The sequence below is a fragment of the Johannesbaptistia floridana genome, assembly GCF_057440575.1.
In genome coordinates this window covers 1-18,722 of sequence record NZ_JALKVM010000029.1, presented here as the reverse complement: position 1 = coordinate 18,722, position 18,722 = coordinate 1, and the positions used below count along the sequence as shown (strand labels likewise).

23 protein-coding genes are annotated in these 18,722 nt (G+C 38.3%); 14 read left to right on the top strand and 9 right to left on the bottom strand.

The annotated features are described in order from the left end of the window. Window positions 1-77: 77 nt before the first annotated feature. Entirely contained in the window at window positions 78-1,061 is a 984-nt protein-coding gene (msrP, locus tag MW688_RS02045) for a protein-methionine-sulfoxide reductase catalytic subunit MsrP (protein WP_486734246.1), read from the bottom strand. Between the two features lie 383 nt (window positions 1,062-1,444). On the opposite strand from msrP, the gene MW688_RS02040 reads away from it, so the two are divergent. Both MW688_RS02040 and MW688_RS02035 read left to right on the top strand, forming a co-directional pair. Then, on the top strand, window positions 1,445-1,909 hold the full coding sequence (locus MW688_RS02040; protein ID WP_486734245.1) for an excisionase family DNA-binding protein: 465 nt from the start codon (window positions 1,445-1,447) through the stop codon (window positions 1,907-1,909). A 173-nt stretch (window positions 1,910-2,082) separates the two neighbouring features. Then, window positions 2,083-2,457 (top strand): VapC50 family PIN domain-containing toxin, encoded by a 375-nt coding sequence (locus tag MW688_RS02035; RefSeq protein WP_486734244.1) that lies wholly within the window; start codon window positions 2,083-2,085, stop codon window positions 2,455-2,457. Between the two features lie 295 nt (window positions 2,458-2,752). Here the strand turns inward: MW688_RS02035 and MW688_RS02030 are convergent, their stop codons facing one another. The 3 genes from MW688_RS02030 to MW688_RS02020 form a co-directional block, all read right to left on the bottom strand. After that, on the bottom strand, window positions 2,753-3,601 hold the full coding sequence (locus MW688_RS02030) for a formate/nitrite transporter family protein (protein ID WP_486734243.1): 849 nt from the start codon (window positions 3,599-3,601) through the stop codon (window positions 2,753-2,755). A gap of 56 nt (window positions 3,602-3,657) precedes the next feature. Beyond that, window positions 3,658-4,101, bottom strand: coding sequence for a cyanase (cynS, locus tag MW688_RS02025; RefSeq protein WP_486734242.1), 444 nt, complete (start codon window positions 4,099-4,101; stop codon window positions 3,658-3,660). A 191-nt stretch (window positions 4,102-4,292) separates the two neighbouring features. Further along, window positions 4,293-5,840 carry a ferredoxin--nitrite reductase gene (locus MW688_RS02020; RefSeq protein ID WP_486734241.1) on the bottom strand — a complete coding sequence of 516 codons (1,548 nt, stop codon included), beginning with the start codon at window positions 5,838-5,840 and terminating at the stop codon, window positions 4,293-4,295. A 667-nt stretch (window positions 5,841-6,507) separates the two neighbouring features. Here MW688_RS02020 and MW688_RS02015 point away from each other — a divergent pair. Beyond that, the gene (locus tag MW688_RS02015; protein WP_486734240.1) at window positions 6,508-7,851 is read left to right on the top strand and encodes an SLC5/6 family protein; all 1,344 of its coding nucleotides are present in this window, start codon (window positions 6,508-6,510) and stop codon (window positions 7,849-7,851) included. A 3-nt stretch (window positions 7,852-7,854) separates the two neighbouring features. Here MW688_RS02015 and MW688_RS02010 read toward each other — a convergent pair whose 3' ends face one another. The 3 genes from MW688_RS02010 to MW688_RS02000 are packed head-to-tail and all read right to left on the bottom strand — an operon-like array spanning window position 7,855 to window position 9,819. Beyond that, window positions 7,855-8,724 carry a sensor histidine kinase gene (locus MW688_RS02010; protein WP_486734239.1) on the bottom strand — a complete coding sequence of 290 codons (870 nt, stop codon included), beginning with the start codon at window positions 8,722-8,724 and terminating at the stop codon, window positions 7,855-7,857. 13 nt (window positions 8,725-8,737) lie between these two features. Next, a complete protein-coding gene (locus MW688_RS02005; protein ID WP_486734238.1) occupies window positions 8,738-9,145 on the bottom strand; it encodes a sensor histidine kinase in 408 nt (135 codons plus the stop codon). Between the two features lie 35 nt (window positions 9,146-9,180). Further along, window positions 9,181-9,819: a PAS domain-containing protein gene (locus MW688_RS02000; RefSeq protein WP_486734237.1), complete on the bottom strand. Its 639-nt coding sequence runs from the start codon at window positions 9,817-9,819 to the stop codon at window positions 9,181-9,183. A 170-nt stretch (window positions 9,820-9,989) separates the two neighbouring features. Here MW688_RS02000 and rpmH point away from each other — a divergent pair, with 170 nt between their 5' ends. The 8 genes from rpmH to MW688_RS01960 all read left to right on the top strand — a co-directional run bounded on the left by rpmH (window position 9,990) and on the right by MW688_RS01960 (window position 15,027). After that, a complete protein-coding gene (gene rpmH / locus MW688_RS01995; protein ID WP_486734236.1) occupies window positions 9,990-10,127 on the top strand; it encodes a 50S ribosomal protein L34 in 138 nt (45 codons plus the stop codon). 29 nt (window positions 10,128-10,156) lie between these two features. Continuing rightward, window positions 10,157-10,525 (top strand): ribonuclease P protein component, encoded by a 369-nt coding sequence (rnpA, locus tag MW688_RS01990; protein ID WP_486734235.1) that lies wholly within the window; start codon window positions 10,157-10,159, stop codon window positions 10,523-10,525. Then, window positions 10,515-10,910, top strand: a complete 396-nt coding sequence (locus MW688_RS01985; protein ID WP_486734234.1) for a PH domain-containing protein — start codon at window positions 10,515-10,517, stop codon at window positions 10,908-10,910. The genes rnpA and MW688_RS01985 overlap by 11 nt, the downstream gene beginning before the upstream one ends. A gap of 38 nt (window positions 10,911-10,948) precedes the next feature. Beyond that, on the top strand, window positions 10,949-12,097 hold the full coding sequence (gene yidC / locus MW688_RS01980; RefSeq protein WP_486734233.1) for a membrane protein insertase YidC: 1,149 nt from the start codon (window positions 10,949-10,951) through the stop codon (window positions 12,095-12,097). 3 nt (window positions 12,098-12,100) lie between these two features. Beyond that, entirely contained in the window at window positions 12,101-12,592 is a 492-nt protein-coding gene (locus MW688_RS01975; RefSeq protein ID WP_486734232.1) for a Jag family protein, read from the top strand. A 16-nt stretch (window positions 12,593-12,608) separates the two neighbouring features. Beyond that, window positions 12,609-13,115 carry a YceD family protein gene (locus MW688_RS01970; protein WP_486734231.1) on the top strand — a complete coding sequence of 169 codons (507 nt, stop codon included), beginning with the start codon at window positions 12,609-12,611 and terminating at the stop codon, window positions 13,113-13,115. Then, entirely contained in the window at window positions 13,112-14,626 is a 1,515-nt protein-coding gene (locus MW688_RS01965) for an AAA family ATPase (protein ID WP_486734230.1), read from the top strand. Before MW688_RS01970 ends, MW688_RS01965 begins: the two co-directional genes overlap by 4 nt. 269 nt (window positions 14,627-14,895) lie before the next feature. Further along, the gene (locus tag MW688_RS01960) at window positions 14,896-15,027 is read left to right on the top strand and encodes a hypothetical protein (protein ID WP_486734229.1); all 132 of its coding nucleotides are present in this window, start codon (window positions 14,896-14,898) and stop codon (window positions 15,025-15,027) included. A gap of 62 nt (window positions 15,028-15,089) precedes the next feature. Here the strand turns inward: MW688_RS01960 and petG are convergent, their stop codons facing one another. Then, on the bottom strand, window positions 15,090-15,197 hold the full coding sequence (gene petG, locus MW688_RS01955) for a cytochrome b6-f complex subunit V (protein WP_486734228.1): 108 nt from the start codon (window positions 15,195-15,197) through the stop codon (window positions 15,090-15,092). A 135-nt stretch (window positions 15,198-15,332) separates the two neighbouring features. Then, window positions 15,333-16,076 (bottom strand): DUF561 domain-containing protein, encoded by a 744-nt coding sequence (locus tag MW688_RS01950; protein WP_486734227.1) that lies wholly within the window; start codon window positions 16,074-16,076, stop codon window positions 15,333-15,335. Between the two features lie 129 nt (window positions 16,077-16,205). Here MW688_RS01950 and larB point away from each other — a divergent pair, with 129 nt between their 5' ends. From larB to MW688_RS01935, 3 genes are all read left to right on the top strand, one after another. Continuing rightward, complete coding sequence (larB, locus tag MW688_RS01945; RefSeq protein WP_486734226.1) at window positions 16,206-16,976, top strand: nickel pincer cofactor biosynthesis protein LarB; 771 nt, start codon at window positions 16,206-16,208, stop codon at window positions 16,974-16,976. Between the two features lie 186 nt (window positions 16,977-17,162). Beyond that, window positions 17,163-17,720, top strand: a complete 558-nt coding sequence (locus tag MW688_RS01940; protein WP_486734225.1) for a Tll0287-like domain-containing protein — start codon at window positions 17,163-17,165, stop codon at window positions 17,718-17,720. A gap of 33 nt (window positions 17,721-17,753) precedes the next feature. Then, window positions 17,754-18,272 carry a DUF3122 domain-containing protein gene (locus MW688_RS01935; protein WP_486734224.1) on the top strand — a complete coding sequence of 173 codons (519 nt, stop codon included), beginning with the start codon at window positions 17,754-17,756 and terminating at the stop codon, window positions 18,270-18,272. Window positions 18,273-18,722: the final 450 nt, after the last annotated feature.

Here is an 18,722-nt window from a genome sequence, read left to right as displayed (position 1 = left end):
TTCTTTTTCATTTTTATTTTTTTTATAACCTACACCCTACCTTGAATTCAACTTTTATGCTTAATTATTTTATATAACTATATGTATAAAGAAGCAACATAATCTCCATAGCCATTGTAAGGTAGAGTTTCCTTAATATCCCAGGACAAATTAGGACCATTGCTAATAAATTTTTCCGTAGCCTGTGACCAACGAGGATGGGGTTTATTGGGGTTAACATTAGCCTCGAAACCATATTCATTAGGGGCAATTGTGTTCCAATAGGTAGCTGGTTGTTCTGCTAAAAATTCAATTTTTACAATGGATTTAGCACCTTTAAACCCATACTTCCAGGGAATCACCATGCGAATTGGGGCACCATGTTGTTTTGGTAAATCATGTCCATAAATACCCACAGCAAAAAAGGCCAACTCATTAGCCATTTCTTCAATACGTAAACCTTCTTGATAAGGCCATGGTAAAGAACCAAAACTAAAACTAGGGCCTGTGGTAATTTCTGGGTCATAAAAAGATGTAAAGCGGACATATTTAGCTTGGGAATTAGGTTCTACTGCTGCTATCAAAGCTTGCATGGGAAAACCTATCCAGGGTAAAACCATTGACCAAGCTTCTACACAACGGAAGCGATAAATACGTTCTTCTAGAGTAAATTGACGCTTAATATCATCAATGTCGTAGGTTTGGGGATTTTTTACTAAACCAGTTACTTCTACTTTCCAGTTATCAGTGGGTAAATCTTGGGCTTTTAACCATATTTTTTTATTACCACCAAACTCATAGAAGTTATTATATTGACCTGCTAAAATTTCATCTGTAACTGGTCTATCTACTTTCGCAAAAGCTGGATTAGTTTTAACTCCCTTGATTGTTGGTAAATTTAAACTAGTTTCTAAAGCCGTTTGAGATACTGATTTTTGACAGGCAGTAAGGGGTGATAAACCTGCAATTAAACCAGCACCTAAAGCTGTTTTGAGAAAACGACGGCGATTAAAGTAAATATGGGGTGGAGTTATTTGATTTTCAGGAGATTGCCAAGGTTTAGGTAGGTGAATATTGCTCATAATTTTGAGTTGACGGTGCTTATACTTGTCAGTATAGCGTTTTCTCCATTTGAGGCAGGGCAGCTCAAATCTTGCATCTTTACCTCATGTTACTGGTTGAGGTTGAGTAATGAGTTATGAGTTAGAGAATTAATGCGATCGCGCTTAAAAATTGGTTGACCAAAAAAGCGTATTCAGTACTTTTGTTCTCTTGACCCTTTTCTTAGGCGAAAGAGAAATAAACTTTTTCTGAGGTTAAGTTAGTACTTATGTACTGGTGCAAGATCTAAGTTAAACGTGCTTTGCAACCCCACACATAATTATCCACTGCATTTAATTCATTTATTGCGTTTATTGTGTTAATGTGTTATCTTAGAAAAAAACGGATTCAAGAATATGCGACTATGAGCTCAATCTTAAAGAAGCAAAATCGACCGACCGCACAGGATGCTGAAATTGCCAAAATTTCGGGTGAGATTCTATCGCGCTATGCTCAAAAAGAACGCCCTTTGAAGCTTCGTGTTGTTGATGGAGAGCGTTCTGAACCTGTTAATCTTCCTGTTGGTGCCGTCGCTCTTCTTATGGATATTCTTGAAGAGATGGCAGCAGGACGGAGTGTGACCATTATTCCTCAAAATGCAGAATTAACTACAATTGAGGCGGCTTCCATGCTATGTGTTTCCCGTCCTTATCTCATCAAATTGCTTGAGAGGGGCAGTATTCCTTATCGGAAAGTGGGAAAGCACCGCCGTATACGTCTGGAAGATGTCATGGCTTACAAGCAGGCAATAGATAAAGAAAGGGAAAAAGTGCTCGACCAACTCGTGGCAGAAGCACAGGAATATGACATGGGTTATAATCTTCCATGAACTTGGACACTGTGCTGTTCGATGCCAATGTTCTTTATCCTGCGCCTTTGCGAGACCTTCTCAGATATTTTTCAGGCAAGATGGACGGCAGATATTCATGAAGAATGGATTGAAGCGCTTTTAAGAAATGAACCAGATCGAAAGAGAGAGCTGTTGGACCGAACCGCGACTTTATGGATCGCTCAACCCGCAATTGCCTGATCACAGGATATGAAATGCTCATTCCTTCTCTTAACCTTCCCGATAAGGACGATCGCCATGTGTTGGCCGCAGCAATCGTCGGACGGTGCGATGTCATTGTTACCCAGAATATTAAGGATTTTCCCGAAGAAACTCTTGTTTCTTTTGGTATTAAAGCCCAACGTCCCGACGATTTTCTCGAATACTATCTCGATCAGGTGCCAAGCATATTCTGTGTTGCTGTGCGAAAAGTTCGGACTCGCCTAAAAAACCCGCCTTTCACCGTGCAGCAATATCTTATGACACTTAAACGCCAAGGACTCGTTAAAACAGCATTGGAATTGGAGCAGTTCTCTGACCTTATTTAGCATAAGTGAAATATAACGAACAACTGAAATTTCGAGGGATAGTCTACTCATATCTTCCACCAGAACTTATGTACTAATTTTTAAGGAAAAATGTTCTTTATGGTTAATTCTCTATAATCTTTGTATACTAGGGGTTTAACATCAATTCTTTTACTTCAAAACTTCAAGACTTATTACTAATTACTCAACCCTCACCAGTAGCTTTTGCTAAAGGTGGAAGATCTGAGTCTAGGGGAATTAATACGTATGGCGATCGCTGTTTTTACCAGAATCGCCATAAGTAAAAGATATAATTTTAAGAACGATTGATTAATTCTTGTTCTTCCACTGCTTCCATGGAAACAGAGGGTCGAAGTTGCTCTTTTTGAGCATGAGTAAAGTACAAAAGTGAACCAACGAAAATACCACCACCAATTAAATTACCGATAGTTACAGGCAGAAAATCCCAAAAAACCATATCTATCCCCGATATAGGTGCTCCCAATGCCATACCCGTAGTGATAAAAAACATATTAACCACAATGTGTTCCATTCCTAGGGCTACGAAGGCCATAATCGGAAACCAACAACCCAGAATTTTACCAGGTACAGATTTACTGACAATTCCCATCATTACAGCGATACAGACAAGAAAGTTACAAATAATGCCGCGAACGATGAAGAGTATAAAACCAGTCATTCCTAGTTCTTTAACTGCGACACTTTTAGCCAGGGCGATCGCCATAATTTTTTCCCCCACAGCATTGGGCTCAATAGTGCCACCATTAGTGAGAGAATAAGACATTAACAAAGCCACACTTAAACAACCAAGAAAATTAGCTAAATAAACCCAAAGCCAATTATACAAAGCCTTGTTAAAACGAACTCTTCCTGCTAACATAGCACAAGCCATTAAAGCAAAGTTCCCTGTTACTAACTCCATACCAAATATCACGATAGTTGCAAATCCCCAGGGGAAGAGAAGAGCGCCTAAAAAGGGAATTCCTGATTGGGTCACTACTGTAATTGCTAAGGTAGTAGCAACTCCAAGAATTGCTCCCGAATAAAAACCGCGAACTAATAAATCTTTAATAGCAAGACGAGATTTTGTTTCTCCCGCTTTAACAGCACTTGTCACTAAATCTGGTGGTGCAACGTAATCCATTACTAAAACTCCTTACTAATAATTAAAATTTACATTTACTTAGAATTCATATAGTGTTACCATTTTTTGTAGGGTAAAAATTTACCGCACATGGTAACTTGAACGCGATCGCCTTTAGGATCTTCTACTTTGTCAACTTCTACAGAAAAATCGATTGCACTCATAATTCCATCGCCAAATTTTTCATGAATCACCTCTTTGATTGGCATTCCATAAACCTGCATAATTTCGTAAAAACGGTATATTAGGGGATCTGTGGGAATAACCGGGTCTAGAGAGCCTTTTATCGGAGGAATAGTCAATTCTTCTGCTAAAGATTCAGATAATCCTAGGAGACTAACCAGTTTTTTAGCTTCACTCTCATCTGCACTAGCTTGACGATAAATTACAGCAGCAATCCATACTTCATCTCGTCCTAATTCTTTTTCTAATTCACTAAAACTAATTCCTGTTTCTTTTTTTGCTGCTAAAAGTTTACTGGTAATTTCTGCGATCGCCATTTATTTAAATCTCCTCCATTTTGTCGTTAATAAAAGCTATAGTCACTAAAAGTCGGCTCATCTTCAGCTCAAACTTGTATCTCGACCAGCAGTTACTGCTTGTGAATTTCAATGACAAAATAATTGCCCAATTAATTAAAATCCACTTATTTTTTTAGTACTGATGTTCTAGCACAAGATTTGAGCTCAAGCTATTTAGGAGTTGCACCAAATTCTTTAATTAATAAATCCTTTAACACTGGTTTAAGATCCTCACAAGGGATACTTTTTTGTTTAAGAGAACCAAGTTTTGCATCCTTACCAACTTTTCCGCCTGTGAATAAATTGACTCCTTCTACAACTTGACCATCTTTTTTTGCTTTAGTACCGATTAAGCCAATATCACCAGCTTGAGCTTGTCCACAAGAGTTAGGACAACCTGTCCAGTGAATTCTGACTCTTTCAGGAATATTTAGCTCATTATCTAATTCTTCGGCTAATTTCATCCCTCGTTGTTTAGTTTCTACGAGAGCAAAATTGCAATAGCGGGCACCAGTACAAGAAATAAGCGATCGCATTAATGGAGTAGGATTAACAGGATAACGGGCTAAAATAGGTTCGCTTAAAAAAGCCTCTACATTGTCATTAGCCACATAAGGGATAATAAAGTTTTGCTCAACAGTGGCACGAATTTCTCCATTACCATAAACATCTGCTAAACGAGCAATTTCAAACATCCCCTCTGCATCTAAACGCCCGGCGGGAATATGTAGGCCAATATAGCTATAACCATCTTGTTTTTGAGGATGCACCCCTAAATGGTCCCGTTTTTCCATGGTAATTTCATCTTTGAAGGCAGCAGTTTCTAAAGACTTACCTAATTGTTTCTCTACCTGATTACGGAATCCTTGCACACCCCATTTATCAATTAACCACATTAGGCGAGCTTTACCTCGATTTTCTCGTAAACCTTCATTTAAACCATTTTCGGTATAAACTGTAAGGATTGCGTGAGATAATTCAATAACTTCATCATTGGCACGCACCCATACATCCATGGGGATTGCTTCTGCACAACGTTGAGCTGATAAATAACCACCTACAAGCACATTGAAACCGAATTCTCCCTCTTTGTATGCAGGAATAAAAGCAATATCATTAATTTCTGCATGAATTGAGTTGTCTCTTGCACCATCGATGGCAATATTAAACTTACGAGGTAAATTACTAAAAGCATAATTACCTTTACCGTTATTAGTAATCATGTCCTGCAATTTTTGGTTTAATTCCCTCGTATCAAACAACTCATGAGGATCAATCCCGGCAACAGGGGAACCTGTTAAGTTACGCACGTTGTCAAAACCAGATTGATAGGTTGTCATTCCCACATTTTCTAATTTACGGAAAATTTCAGGAATATCTTCAATATGAATGCCACGTAATTGAATATTCTGACGGGTGGTAATATCCGCACTTCCATCATCCCCATAACGTTGAATAATTTCTGCAAAAGTACGCATTCTTTCACTATTGAGGTCTCCATTGGGAGTACGTAAACGGAGCATAAATTTCCCTGGAGTTACGGGACGAAAGAAGATACCCAACCATTTTAAACGTAAATTCAGGTCGGTTTCGTCAATCGCCTCCCAACCAATTTGGGCAAATTTTTCTATTTCCTCTTTTACGTCTAAACCATCCTTTGCTGCTTTTGCAACTTCTACCTTATTTAGTTTTACTTTTTTTTCAACATCAAAAGTCATATTTTGACCTCGTTAACAATGACTAGAAATTTAGACAGCTAAGTCCCTGATTTATATCTGATATTGTGAACATGATAAAAGTTATCTTGGCAACAATTCGTTACATTAACTACTAAACTAATTATTTTTTGAGTTTTTTGTATTTTTATCATGCGTTTTTTTCATAATGCTTGATTTATAGCAATGACCAAATAGATGTTTACAGTTATCATGAAAAGCCCCCCGAGTTTGCGGGGGGGGAAGGGGGGATCTGTAAATATAAATATTGTTAACACTACAACGCTCATTGCTATATGTTCTAGAGCAAAGGCAAGATTTGGGTTTTTAAGGATTTGCATCAATATTTACTTATATAATTAATTAAACATTAATGTTGGGTTTCGTGCCTCAACCTACAAAATCTAGTCTGAATACGCCTTTAGGGTCAACCAATTTTTAAGGGCGATCGCATTAATTCTTTAACTCATTACTTCAAGACTTCAAAACTTCTTTCACTTCAAAACTTCTTACTCATTACTCAACTCCAACCAGTAACATTAGGTATAGATGCTTTGGTGTAAGTGAAGGATTGTATGCTTCATAATTTGTGGCAAAAGAACCCAAAATTTTGCTAAAAAAGTTAAATATTAACGTTTACGAATAATCATTAACGGGATTTCTTATTAACATGAATACTGACATCAATTCCGATACTAGGAAATTAGGAATCTTTTCTCTAACAATTTTGCTTGTATCTGCCCACTATGGTTTGGGTTTTCTCTTAGGGACTAGTGAGCAGGTTATATACCATGGCATAGGAGGCAGCCTTTATGCAGTCTCCATCGGCTTGGGATTTTTGTTCTTTTTAATATTGGCAAAATTTTACTGGCAGCAAGCAGAACCAATCTGGACACTGTTGGGCAACCGCTACGGGAAACCAGTCAAGGTCGGAGTAGGTTTGATGTCCTGGCTTTCACTAATTGGCATTGAGGCAGTACAAATTATTGCAGGAGCAGCTATTCTTGCTGTAATAGGAATAAATACTTTGACTAGTATGGTGGTTTTAACTTTACTGTTTTGTTTACTTTCTCTACTGCCTTTAGAAAAAGTAAGTTGGATTTTACGAGGCTTACTATTACTAAATATATTAGTTTTAATTTACAGTCTTTGGGCATTGCAGGGCTTACCCATTTTGGTAGAATCGCCCGTAGATTTTGTGACTTCTCTATCCCAAAATGAAGCAGGACAAGAGCTTGGTATCTTTCTCTCCACCATTTTATTAGTGGCGATAGACATGAAGTGTCAGCAGTATCTAGTTTCTGCTAAAGATGTCCGTACAGCTATTTGGAGTTGCTGTTTCGCTTCTGTAATCCTTGTGGCATTAGCTTTACTTCTTTCTACTGTGGCGATCGCAGCTCAACAAGCAGGAATTATCTCTCCCAATTTGGATGGTAAAGAAGTGATCCCCTATATTTTGGCATGGGTAAGTGGTGGGACGGAAAATTTTTTAGGCTTAGTAGCGATCGCGACTCTGGCAGTTCCTGCTCTCGGTTTGGGCAGTAGTGTCCTACGGATACAGACTAAAACTTTTTGCGACCTGGAAATAATACCTAAATGGTTGAACCCTCTTTTGGATAGTAGCAAAAGCTACTCTATTCTAATTACAGTAGTTAATGCTTTACTAGCCCTGGCCGTTGCTTTTCGAGGTGGAGAAATTGTTAATTTAATTCTCTTTTTTTATGCCACCTATATCTCGGCCGTGTGGATTCCTTTTATTGCTTATCTTTTAGATTATCTCGGTACGTATAGTTTTTCTGCCAACAGCGTTAAAATTTCCTTGTTAGTAGGTAGCGTCTCGGCTTTAGGCACCTTATTATTGATTTTGCTCGAACCAGAATCAATTATCTTTGGTAGCTATCAGTTAACTATTGCAATCACAGGTATGGGTATGGCGACAATCAGTCTTTTAGTTATGGCAGTAGCAGAAAGATTTCTTCCTCTCCCTGTGGTGGAAAAAGAAATTAGTAACTAATAATCAACTTGACCCAGATAAAGTTAAATCCGTTACTGTTTTGATAAACAGGTCTAAATCAATGGGTTTAGCAATATAGGCACAAAAGCCAGCATTGAGAAGGGAATTGCGATCGCTATGGGAGGCATAAGCAGTCATGGCAATTGACTTGAGTTGTGGAAAATTACTGCGCACAAACTCAATTAAACTATAACCATCTGCTTCTGGCATAGAAATATCGCTAATTAACAAATCGAAGTTGTTAGTTGTTAATTTTTCTAAAGCCTCCTGGACGGAAGATACGGCTGTAACTTTAGCGTTACATTTTTCCCAAATAATAGTAATCAATTGTAAACTATCTAGTTCATCGTCTACCAGTAAAATATTAAATTCTGCTAGTTGAGGTAGATTGCTAAAAGAATTAAGATTTTCTGATTTTTTTGGCGCGGTGGAAACTGAGGGAATTGGCAGCTTAACCCTAAAGGTTGACCCTTGATTCTTGCCTGGACTGAATGCCTCTACACTTCCTCCGTGTAATTCGCTCAAATGACGCACAATCGCTAATCCCAGTCCTAAACCTCCATAAGACCGACTAGGAGAACTATCAGCTTGGCGAAAGCGCTCAAACAAATATCGTATAGTCTCTGGTTCTAAACCAATACCTGTGTCTGTAACTTGTAGTTCAATCAGGTCATCTATTCGCTCTAATTCCACTGTCACCTTACCCCCTTGAGGAGTAAACTTGATAGCATTAATTAGTAAATTCCAGACAATTTGATGTAAACGTTCTGGTTCTCCATTGATAGTTACCACCTCCGGCTTTGACTCGTTATCATCATCTTCAACCAGTAATATAGACTTTGAGATTAGAGACTCAGTAAAATATGTAGTCATTTGTGATTATTTATCATCTAGTTTGTTTTCCTTCAAGCCAAAAACGACTGCCATTGTCCGTACTAGATTCTACTCCTATTTGACCTCCTAAACGTTCCATGCCTTTGCGGGCGATCGCCAATCCTATACCTGTACCTGCATAGGTATCAACACCGTGAAGTCGCTCAAAAATTTTAAAAATTCGTTCGTGATGTTCTTGAGAAATACCAATGCCATTATCTTCTACATAAAGGCGTAGGTATTCATTGTTGCTTTCACTCCAAATTTTGATTCGAGGTTTAACCGACGGTTCAACGAACTTTAAGCTATTATGCAATAAGTTAGTAACAATTTGAGTCAAAATTGTATAATTACTAATCATACTGCCTAGGGGTTTAATAACAGTAATCTCTGCTTCCTTTTTAGTAATTTCGGTAGCCAAGTTTTTTTGAGCTTCTTCAACTACAGTATTAATATCTACTGATTTTTGAGGGTATTTATCGCTATTTGACGCTGGGTAATATTCTTTCCTATCTGTAATGCTCCGGTAATTTCTCCTGCTGCATTCCTCAGGGTGTGATATCTTATTTCATAGTAATTGCGTTGGCGATTAACATCCCCAAATTCTGCTTGAATAGTAAATTCTTCTCCTCCTAAAGCTTTTTGCCACACATTCACAGCATTAGCTTGTTCTTGAGGTAAGTGTTGTAAAGCATCGGTTAGCTTGGTTCCTATTTTAATCTGATAACCGAATACTTTTAAAAATTCTTGTTCGTAGGCTTGGCTAAACAAAACATAGCGTAAATCCGTATCTAATACCGCGGTCAAATCGTCGTTAGCGTTAATGATTGCCTTGAGGAGAGAGTTTTTTTCTACTTGGTCTTGATTTAGATTTTCTTTTTGAGTTTTAGTTGTACTTATAACCGTATTTGTCAGCCATGATATAGCCCAGGAAAATGCAGCTAATAATACTAAGGAAATAAGAATAATTAATAAAAATTGTTTTGGGAATAAAATAAACTCCCAAATTAGGTAAGGTGCTAGTCCCGTCAACAGGAAGGCGAAAATTAAAATTTTACCCCGAGAAGGTTGTGTTAGAGCTAAAAGACTCTTCATAGTTGAGGAGGGTTAAGATCTTGATTATACTTAAATTTTAGCATTGCGCACCTAAAGTTTGGTCATCTTTAGTGGTAGGGAAATTTTTTAATAGTGTCGGAGAAACATTACCTTTGCTATAATAGGAATTTGTGAATTTTAAGAGACAGGAATAAGGAGGAGATCGCACTTTGACTAAGCGGACATTAGAAGGAACTAATCGCAAACAGAAAAGAAAATCGGGGTTTAGGGCGCGGATGCGTACTAAAAACGGGCGCAAAGTAATCAAAGCTAGGCGCCAAAAAGGAAGAGTGCGTTTATCTGTGTAAAAAGTAACTGTTTTACCCTCTTTGCGAGCGTGAGCTTACCTAAAGCAAATAGACTCAAATCATATCGAGATTTTCAAACTGTTTACAAGTTAGGGAAAAAATACGAAAGTGCCCATTTGATTCTGAGGGCACTGCTAGACTCAGAAAATTCTCTAAATGAGTCACAACCAGTACGTATTGGTATTTCTATCAGCCAGAAAGTCAGTAAAAAAGCCGTGATACGTAACCGTATTAAAAGACAACTGCGCTCAGTATTACGACAATTTTTGCCTGAGATGAAAAAAACAGGAAAAATGGTAATCGTAGTAAAAAAAGGGGCAACAGAATGTCAATTTGAGCATTTTTTGAGAGAATTAAAAGAGTTGTTATTAAAAGCAAAAATCATCCATGGGAATTAAAGAAGATACATTCTACGAAGGAGGTCCTCATATTGGGGATCTAATAATCAATATCTTATTAGGATTTACAGTAATATGTTTACCCCTAACTGTGGGAGCAATTGTTCGGGCACTATGGTTAAGATATAAGATAACTAACCGTCGAATTTCCGTGACAGGAGGTTGGAAGGGAAATGATCGCAGTGATATTATTTACTCAGAAATAGTAAAAATAATCAAAATTCCCAGAGGCTTAGGTTTATGGGGCGACATTGTGGTAACTCTCAGAGATAAAAGTCGTCTAGAAATGAGAGCGTTACCTAAATTTCGAGAGATTCATGATTATATTGCTGAAAAAGTGGCTGATAAAACCGGAAAATCAGTAGAATCACTCACCAGTTACTAAACAAAATATAAAAAGTACTAAAGCGGAAAATTGAAAAAATGCTCGGAAGCGGATTTATCACCAACAATATCATGTTACCAATCCTGGATTTTTTTTACGGGATTGCACCTAGTTACGGATTAGCAATTATTGCCCTGACTTTGTTAACACGTTTAGCAGTTTATCCCCTTAGCGCAGGGCAAATTCGCAATATGCGGAAAATGCGCATAACTCAACCTTTGATGAAAGAAAGACAAGAGGAGATTCAGCGCAAGTACAAAGGAGATACTAAAAAACAACAGGAAGAAATGGGTAAACTAATGCAAGAATTGGGTAACCCTCTGGCAGGATGTTTACCACTAGTCGTGCAGTTACCGATACTTCTAGCCTTGTTTGGTACCCTCAAAGGTTCCCCTTTTGCTGATATTAACTACTCTGTTAATGTACAAGTTTTGCCACCAGAAAAAATAGAACAAGTAGATTTTCAAACTTACAGCACGAAAGCTCAAAATATCTACATTACAGACGGAGAACATTATCGAGTCTCGGCAATTCTTCCAGGAGGCAATAAATTAGCAGTGGGAGAAAAAACCAAGATTGAATTGCAAACCGAGGAAGGCAAACCCTTGAGTCAATTAGTAGGTGAGGATTTAGACTCACCAATTCAACCTAAGTGGGAAATAACTAAGGGGGCAGAAAGAGTTAGAATAAATGAAGATGGAGTAATAGAAGCGATAGAACCAGGAGATGCCACAGTTAAAGCAATAGTTCCCGGAATCGCTGCTGACAAAGGCTTCTTATTTATTAAAGCCCTTGGAAGGGTAGGGGTAACTGCCCCTGATGGCACAATTAACTGGGATATTCTTGGTATGGTTATTTTCTTTGGTTTCAGTATTTATGTAAACCAACAGATATCAGGACCAAGTGGCGGTGCTGGAACACAACCACAACAACAAACTATTAACAAAATAACACCAGTGTTGTTATCAGGAATATTTTTGTTTTCTCCCCTCCCTGCTGGAGTTTTAATGTATATAGTGGTAGCAAACTTGTTTCAAATGTTACAAACTTTTATTTTGATGCAAGAACCATTACCAGAAAACCTGCAAAAATTGGTAGCAGAACAAGAAAAAAGCGAGAAAACACGCAAAGAGTTACCATTTGAGCCTAATAAAAAATCTAAAAAGAAAGAAAAGCCGTCAGCATAATACATGAATGAACTACAGATTCAAAGAGGTCAGCAGTGGTTGACCCAACTAGTTAAATTAATGGGAATAGAGACTCAAGTCGAGATGAGTAAAACCGAGGAAGAAGCAGAAGGAACTGTTTCTTGTTGGCTGACAATCGATGAATCTCATCTCACACCTTCAGATGTTAGTTTAATCATCGGTGAACAAGGAGAAACCATTGATGCAATTCAATATTTAGCCAATGCCATACTCCATATAGGGTCAACAAACAAACAATCTAGCTATTTTGTGATTGAAATCAATGGTTACCGAGTTGCCAGAGAAAGTCAATTAAAAGAATTGGCTCAACAATTAGCTGAACAAGTGAGGTCAACAGGACAAGAAGTAGAAGTAACATCTCTATCTTCGGTGGAAAGACGTCAAATACATAGCTTGTTGAGTCAATCTGAAGACCTACAGACAGAAAGTAAAGGTCAAGAACCAAATAGACGCTTAGTAATAAGATTACGCTAAGGAGACGTAGCCAAAGATGAAACCTATTTATATTCCAGACTTGCTCAAACTCCCCTGGCAAACCAAAACCATAGAATTTGAGGAGTTTATCCCAGGAATAGAATGTTTAACCCCCACTAGAGGGAAAATCAAAATAGGCCACCATGGAACTTATTTGGAAGTTAAGGCGGTAGCAGAAACAATTGTTACCTTAACTTGCGATCGCTGTCTGCAAAACTATAACCATCGTATTCATTTAGATACTTCTGAATTAATTTGGCTCAATCGCTGTGATCAGAGACAATTATCTTGGCGCAGTGAAAAAGAATTATCTACAGAAGATCTCAACGAGAGTATACCCAGTAACGGTAATTTTGAACCGACTATATGGTTATATGAACAGTTATCTTTGGCTATGCCTGTTCAACAATTGTGTAGCCAGGATTGTCAACCGCCTCAATACCAAAAAACTGATCAAGAAACTCCGATTGATAGTCGTTGGTCTAGTCTAGTCTCACTTAAAAATAATTGGAAACAACAATGAGTTTTTCTCAAGATTTAGAACTATTACTAAGGGCTTGTTACCCTTTGATTTATATACCTACGGGGGAAGAAGAACGTTTAGAAACTATAGTAACTAGTTGCGCCCAAAAACTAAATAATCGTAGTGTTTATATCTGGGATTTCGTAGATGGTTATCATGATCACCCTAATTATCTAGGCTTCGGTAAACGTAACCCCTTACAAGCCTTGGAGTTATTAGAAAAATTACCAGAAAAAAGTAATGGTATTTTTATTTTACGAGATTATCATCGATTTCTAGAAGATGTAGCTATTTCTCGTAAATTGCGCAACTTAGCACGAAGTTTAAAATCTCAATCCAAGAATATTCTCATCGTTGCTCCTGTGATTAATATTCCCACAGAGTTGAGTGAAGTGATTACTGTACTAGATTTTGCTTTGCCAAGTGCCACAGAAATTAGAGAAGAAATCGAACGACTCCTAGGTAGCTGTGGACAATCATTAAATCAAGAGCTTTTAGCAGATTTAGTCCGTGCCGCTCAAGGACTTTCCCTGGAAAGAATTAGACGAGTATTGAGTCTGAGTTTAGCTAGTCATGGTCAGATAGAAAAGGAAGATGTAGAACTAGTATTAGCAGAAAAACGCCAATCTATTCGCCAAACTCAAATCCTAGACTTTTACCCCGCTAAAGAACAAATATCTGATATTGGAGGCTTAGATAACTTAAAAGATTGGTTACTACGCCGGGGAGGCTCCTTTAGTGAGCAGGCTAGAGCTTATGGTTTACCATATCCTCGGGGATTACTTCTTGTAGGTATTCAGGGGACAGGAAAATCCCTAACGGCTAAGGCGATCGCCCATCACTGGCATTTACCTTTACTCCGGTTAGATGTGGGGCGTCTTTTTGCCGGGTTAGTGGGTGAATCGGAATCTCGTACTAGACAGATGATTACCCTGGCGGAAGCTTTAGCACCCTGTATACTTTGGATAGACGAGATTGATAAGGCTTTTGCAGGAATCGAAGGCAAAGGAGATGGTGGCACCACTAGTCGTGTTTTTGGTACCTTTATTACCTGGTTGGCTGAGAAACAGTCACCAGTGTTTGTGGTGGCTACAGCTAATAATATTAAAGCTTTGCCCGCAGAAATGCTGCGTAAGGGACGTTTTGATGAAATATTTTTTGTGGGCTTACCCAATCAAAAAGAGAGAGAGGCAATTTTTGCGGTTCACTTGTCTCACCTACGCCCTCATAGTTTTCAAGAATACGATACCAAACGTTTAGCTTATGAAACCCCTGATTTTTCCGGTGCTGAAATCGAACAAACTCTCATAGAAGCCATGCACCTCGGTTTTAGCCAAAACCGGGACTTTACCACAGAAGATATTTTAGCCTCCGCTAGTCAGGTTATTCCTTTAGCGAGGACTGCCCAAGAAGAAATCCAATTTTTACAAAATTGGGCCGCTTCTGGTAAAGCGCGTCTAGCTTCCCAGGAAAATTCTCTCAATCAACGTATTCAAAATCAATTAGGGTAACAAGAAGTAAGCCTACCCTGACGGAGTGACAACAAGGTGAAAATGGAGGCAGGTTTTAGGTGTCACCTTGTCAGGTGTTAGGTTTTTTTATTGACTCTAAGGTTGAGGTGAAGGTAGGTATCAGGTTTGTCGGTGTTAGGCTACTGAAAAAATATAAATTATGAAAAATTTTAAAATATTACTAAAAGTAAGTATAAATACTTAAAAAAACTCATTACTCATTACTCATTACTTCAAAACTCAACCATCACCAGCAAATTTTGGCAAAGGTGCAAGATCTGAGTTTAGGGCCAACCTTACCAGCCTTTATTTCTGCTAATGTGTTGCGATTATTATCAGATAACTACAGTTTACGGAGTATTATAAATCCCGAGCAAGATTTAGCTAATTGTTTAGGTTAATTTGATTTTAATTATAGGTAAATCCTCCGTTAAATCTCTATGAAGATTAACGGAGGTAGGAATCATAGTTGGCTACCGCGTCTATATTGCATATAAGCAGCCATAAATAGTCCCGCAAGAGTTATGGGAATCAATCCTAATACTATTCCAAGTAGCAATGGTTCAATCACGAAAAATTTCCTCTGATACTAAATGAATTATCTCTAACTGTAAAATTATAGCAGAGAATTAAATAATCATAGAGCTTGAAATGACTATACACCGCAGTAATTAACTACGGTGTATTTTTCTAGCTGTATCTAATATTAATTAATTACTGTTTGATGCTTAGATACTGATAAGGATTCTACTAAGCTGCGCACTACAGCAATCATTTCTACTTCTGTATCAAGTTGATTAACCGCCGAACCTACACCAACGCCAGAAGCACCAGCGGCGATCGCCATTGGTACAGTTACGCTAGATAGTCCCGAAGCACACAATACTGGTACGGAAACAGCGCGGGAGATACTATAAGCTGCGGCCAAAGTTGGCGAAGCTTTTTCAATTAGTCCTAATATCCCAGGATGACTAGGCTGACTACTAGTGCCTCCTTCGGTTTGGATAATATCAGCACCCTCTGCTACTAAAGCTGAAGCTAATTCTACCTGCTCATCTAAAGGTAAAATATGGGGTACTGTTACTGAAAGAGTTATTTCTGGTAAAGCTTGTTTTGTGGCTTTGGTTAGCTCTAAAACTGACTCAGCAGAAAAATAAATTCCTTGGCCATAGAAACAATCAAAATTACCTATTTCTAACAAGTCTGCTCCAGCTTTAGCTGCCGCTACTAGTAAGTCTACTTCTACTGCTGATACACAGACAGGAATGCTAATAGTTTGACGAATTTTTTGAACTAATTGAGGATCGGCAGCAATATCTACAAATGTAGCTCCACCAGTTTCTGCTGCCTTAGCAATCATGGCCACTCGGGAAGCATCAAAATTGTTTAAACCGCTAATGATTTTTAGGGCTTTTCCTTGAGCAAAAGCTTGTTGTAATTGAGGATTCATCTATAATCAACCAATAACTTTAATTTTATTAGTTTACACGATTTGTCTTTTTAGTTGAATGGTTTTTCACTATATTAGGAATTGTTATAGTAAAGTATACTAGCAGTAAGGATAAATAAAAATGAAAGTATGACTGAGCCGAGTGCGATCGCCAAACTCTTAGAATTGGTAGCCCAAGGAAAAACTACTCCCGATGAAGCTCTATTACAGCTAAAACATCTAAGTTTTGAATCAGTAGAAGATTTTGCCAAAATAGATAACCATCGGCAACTGAGAACAGGTTTTCCTGAAGTGATTTGGGGTCCTGGTAAAACTACAGAACAAATCGTCGCTATTATGCAAACCATGCAAAAGCGATCGCACCTAGTTATGGCTACACGCATAGATGCTTCTGTGGCCGAAAAGTTACAAGAAGAAGTACCAAATTTAATTTACTATCCTATGGCTCGTATTTGCGCCATTGGTTCTCTTCATGCCTCAGTTGCCTATAAGGGTATAATTGGCATAATTAGCGCGGGAACTGCCGATTTACCTGTAGCCGAAGAAGCCGCCATCACCGCAGAACTTTGTGGCTTTAAAGTAAATCGTCTCTGGGATGTGGGAGTTTCTGGCATTCACCGCTTACTCAATCATCGTCATCTACTCACTTCTTTAGATGTTTTAATCGTGGTAGCGGGGATGGAGGGAGCTTTACCTAGTGTAGTTGCTGGCATGGTGGATTGTCCCGTTATCGGTGTGCCTACTAGTATCGGTTATGGCGTGAGTTTCCAGGGAGTTTCTGCTTTATTAACTATGCTGAATTCCTGTGCTGCTGGTATTGGAGTAGTTAATATTGATAATGGTTTTGGCGCTGCTATTTTAGCCGGGCAAATTCTACGTAAAGCTAATCAGTTACAGTAAATATGAATGCTTGAGGCGATCGCACCATAGCAGTAAGGAAAATCAAATTTCGTATCGGATGATCTCAATTTTATTAATTATCGTAAAATTTGCCACATAATTTTTGTGTAAGCGGCTACCATAAACTTAACATCTACCAAAAGTTATAATTTTTTGATAAAAATGAAGTACTTTAAGGGAATTTTAATGGTATTTGTAGTTATGGTTTTGTTTTTAATTACAAATCCTACTCCCGCTAACGCTCAAACTAATCCTTCTCAGTTAGCTAAAGCGGTACAAGAAATTGAAAATCTCGATGCCATGCGCTCCAGCTTGGCTTCTACCCTCAAAGATTCAACCATTAAACCTACTGGAGAAACTTTTAAACAGGTATGTAAACCAGTAGGGATGAGAGCAAAACAGTTAGGCCAAGAAAATGGTTGGCAAGTCAAACAGATTGCGACTAAGTATCGTAATCCTGCCCATGCACCGGATAATTTACATGCTGTTATGGCATTAGCTAAATTTCAAAATGATCCTGAGTTGATGGGATTTTGGGATTCAGAAACTATCGACGGTCAACAAGGGACTCGTTACTATCGTCGCATTAACGTTGAATCTACCTGTCTTGCCTGTCATGGGGCTAAAGATGCTCGTCCAGAATTTGTTAAAGATAAATACCCTCAAGATTTAGCTTTTGATTTTAATGTGGGAGACTTACGGGGAATGTATTCGGTGTTCATACCATATCTTGAAGCTGAATAATATAAAAAACAAATTAAAACAGGTAATTTATTCATGTGGTATTCAATTCAGAAATTTTTATCCCAATTAGTTATTGCCATCGCTTTAGTCTTGTTAATATTCATCGGGTTAGATAATTTCACAACTCCACAGGCTTTTGCTTCAATTCGTCAGATGGAAGAGGCGCCTGGACAAATATTAGTTCAATCTCGACATACTCTCAAAGACAATCGAGGTAATGCTTGGCAAGTAGTATTGTTTAAACGTACTAAAAATGATGGTTCAAGTACAATTCATCTGCGGTTAGTAGATTTTCCTGGGTTAGCGGATTTTGCTCACCCTAGCCCATTAACTATTACTACAAGTAGGGGAGGGGGAGATTCATTTAAGGCTGAAGATGTGTTTGCCACAAAATCCCCTGCTCCCAATGTAGGTGAATTTGATGTTCAAAATGTCATCTCTCAGTTACCCATAACTAGAATCAATTTATCTTTAGCTATGAAAGATAATAGCTTGATTGCAATATCTATTCCTGCTGAAGTGGTTTTAGAATGGCAGAGTATAGCCACTTGACTTGAAAAAGGCAATAGCCAGTAGGTTGGTTTCCCATAGGCGGTTAAAGGTCATGCAACTTAACACATAACAGTTGGAGACAAGGAGGTAAATTGTTGGGTTATCTCCCTGCCCAACCTACAATATCTGTCTATCATTAAAATAGTACCCGGAGAAAGTAGGGTGTGAAGTGCGCGAAGCGCGTAACGCACCATTTCATAGGGAAGTGATACTAGATCCGATTGTGAAATAGTAGTTATAAACCAGTAGGAGAGCGGGGAGAAAGTCAATTTAGGAGGGGCGCTTTGGCTTGCGCCCTAGCGAAGCTAATTAAACGGACTTGATATGACACCTCACATCGATTATGAATGCTATGGGCGATCGCATACGCCCTTAAAGGTCGCGCAACTTAACACATAACCGCTTCTAAAAATCTACTCAAATTTACTCAAACAGCAAAATAAGACAGAA

Excerpts from the sequence above, each read along its gene's own strand:
- MW688_RS02000 (WP_486734237.1), bottom strand. The coding sequence starts at position 9,819 with ATGAAGAGTCTTTTAGCTCTAACACAACCTTCTCGGGGTAAAATTTTA.
- cynS (WP_486734242.1), bottom strand. The coding sequence starts at position 4,101 with ATGGCGATCGCAGAAATTACCAGTAAACTTTTAGCAGCAAAAAAAGAA.
- MW688_RS01940 (WP_486734225.1), top strand. The coding sequence starts at position 17,163 with ATGGTATTTGTAGTTATGGTTTTGTTTTTAATTACAAATCCTACTCCC.
- MW688_RS01985 (WP_486734234.1), top strand. The coding sequence starts at position 10,515 with ATGGGAATTAAAGAAGATACATTCTACGAAGGAGGTCCTCATATTGGG.
- MW688_RS02010 (WP_486734239.1), bottom strand. The coding sequence starts at position 8,724 with ATGACTACATATTTTACTGAGTCTCTAATCTCAAAGTCTATATTACTG.
- MW688_RS02015 (WP_486734240.1), top strand. The coding sequence starts at position 6,508 with ATGAATACTGACATCAATTCCGATACTAGGAAATTAGGAATCTTTTCT.
- MW688_RS02030 (WP_486734243.1), bottom strand. The coding sequence starts at position 3,601 with ATGGATTACGTTGCACCACCAGATTTAGTGACAAGTGCTGTTAAAGCG.
- MW688_RS02035 (WP_486734244.1), top strand. The coding sequence starts at position 2,083 with ATGGATCGCTCAACCCGCAATTGCCTGATCACAGGATATGAAATGCTC.
- larB (WP_486734226.1), top strand. The coding sequence starts at position 16,206 with ATGACTGAGCCGAGTGCGATCGCCAAACTCTTAGAATTGGTAGCCCAA.
- MW688_RS01975 (WP_486734232.1), top strand. The coding sequence starts at position 12,101 with ATGAATGAACTACAGATTCAAAGAGGTCAGCAGTGGTTGACCCAACTA.
- msrP (WP_486734246.1), bottom strand. The coding sequence starts at position 1,061 with ATGAGCAATATTCACCTACCTAAACCTTGGCAATCTCCTGAAAATCAA.
- MW688_RS01950 (WP_486734227.1), bottom strand. The coding sequence starts at position 16,076 with ATGAATCCTCAATTACAACAAGCTTTTGCTCAAGGAAAAGCCCTAAAA.
- MW688_RS02020 (WP_486734241.1), bottom strand. The coding sequence starts at position 5,840 with ATGACTTTTGATGTTGAAAAAAAAGTAAAACTAAATAAGGTAGAAGTT.
- yidC (WP_486734233.1), top strand. The coding sequence starts at position 10,949 with ATGCTCGGAAGCGGATTTATCACCAACAATATCATGTTACCAATCCTG.
- MW688_RS02040 (WP_486734245.1), top strand. The coding sequence starts at position 1,445 with ATGAGCTCAATCTTAAAGAAGCAAAATCGACCGACCGCACAGGATGCT.
- MW688_RS01935 (WP_486734224.1), top strand. The coding sequence starts at position 17,754 with ATGTGGTATTCAATTCAGAAATTTTTATCCCAATTAGTTATTGCCATC.
- MW688_RS01970 (WP_486734231.1), top strand. The coding sequence starts at position 12,609 with ATGAAACCTATTTATATTCCAGACTTGCTCAAACTCCCCTGGCAAACC.
- MW688_RS01965 (WP_486734230.1), top strand. The coding sequence starts at position 13,112 with ATGAGTTTTTCTCAAGATTTAGAACTATTACTAAGGGCTTGTTACCCT.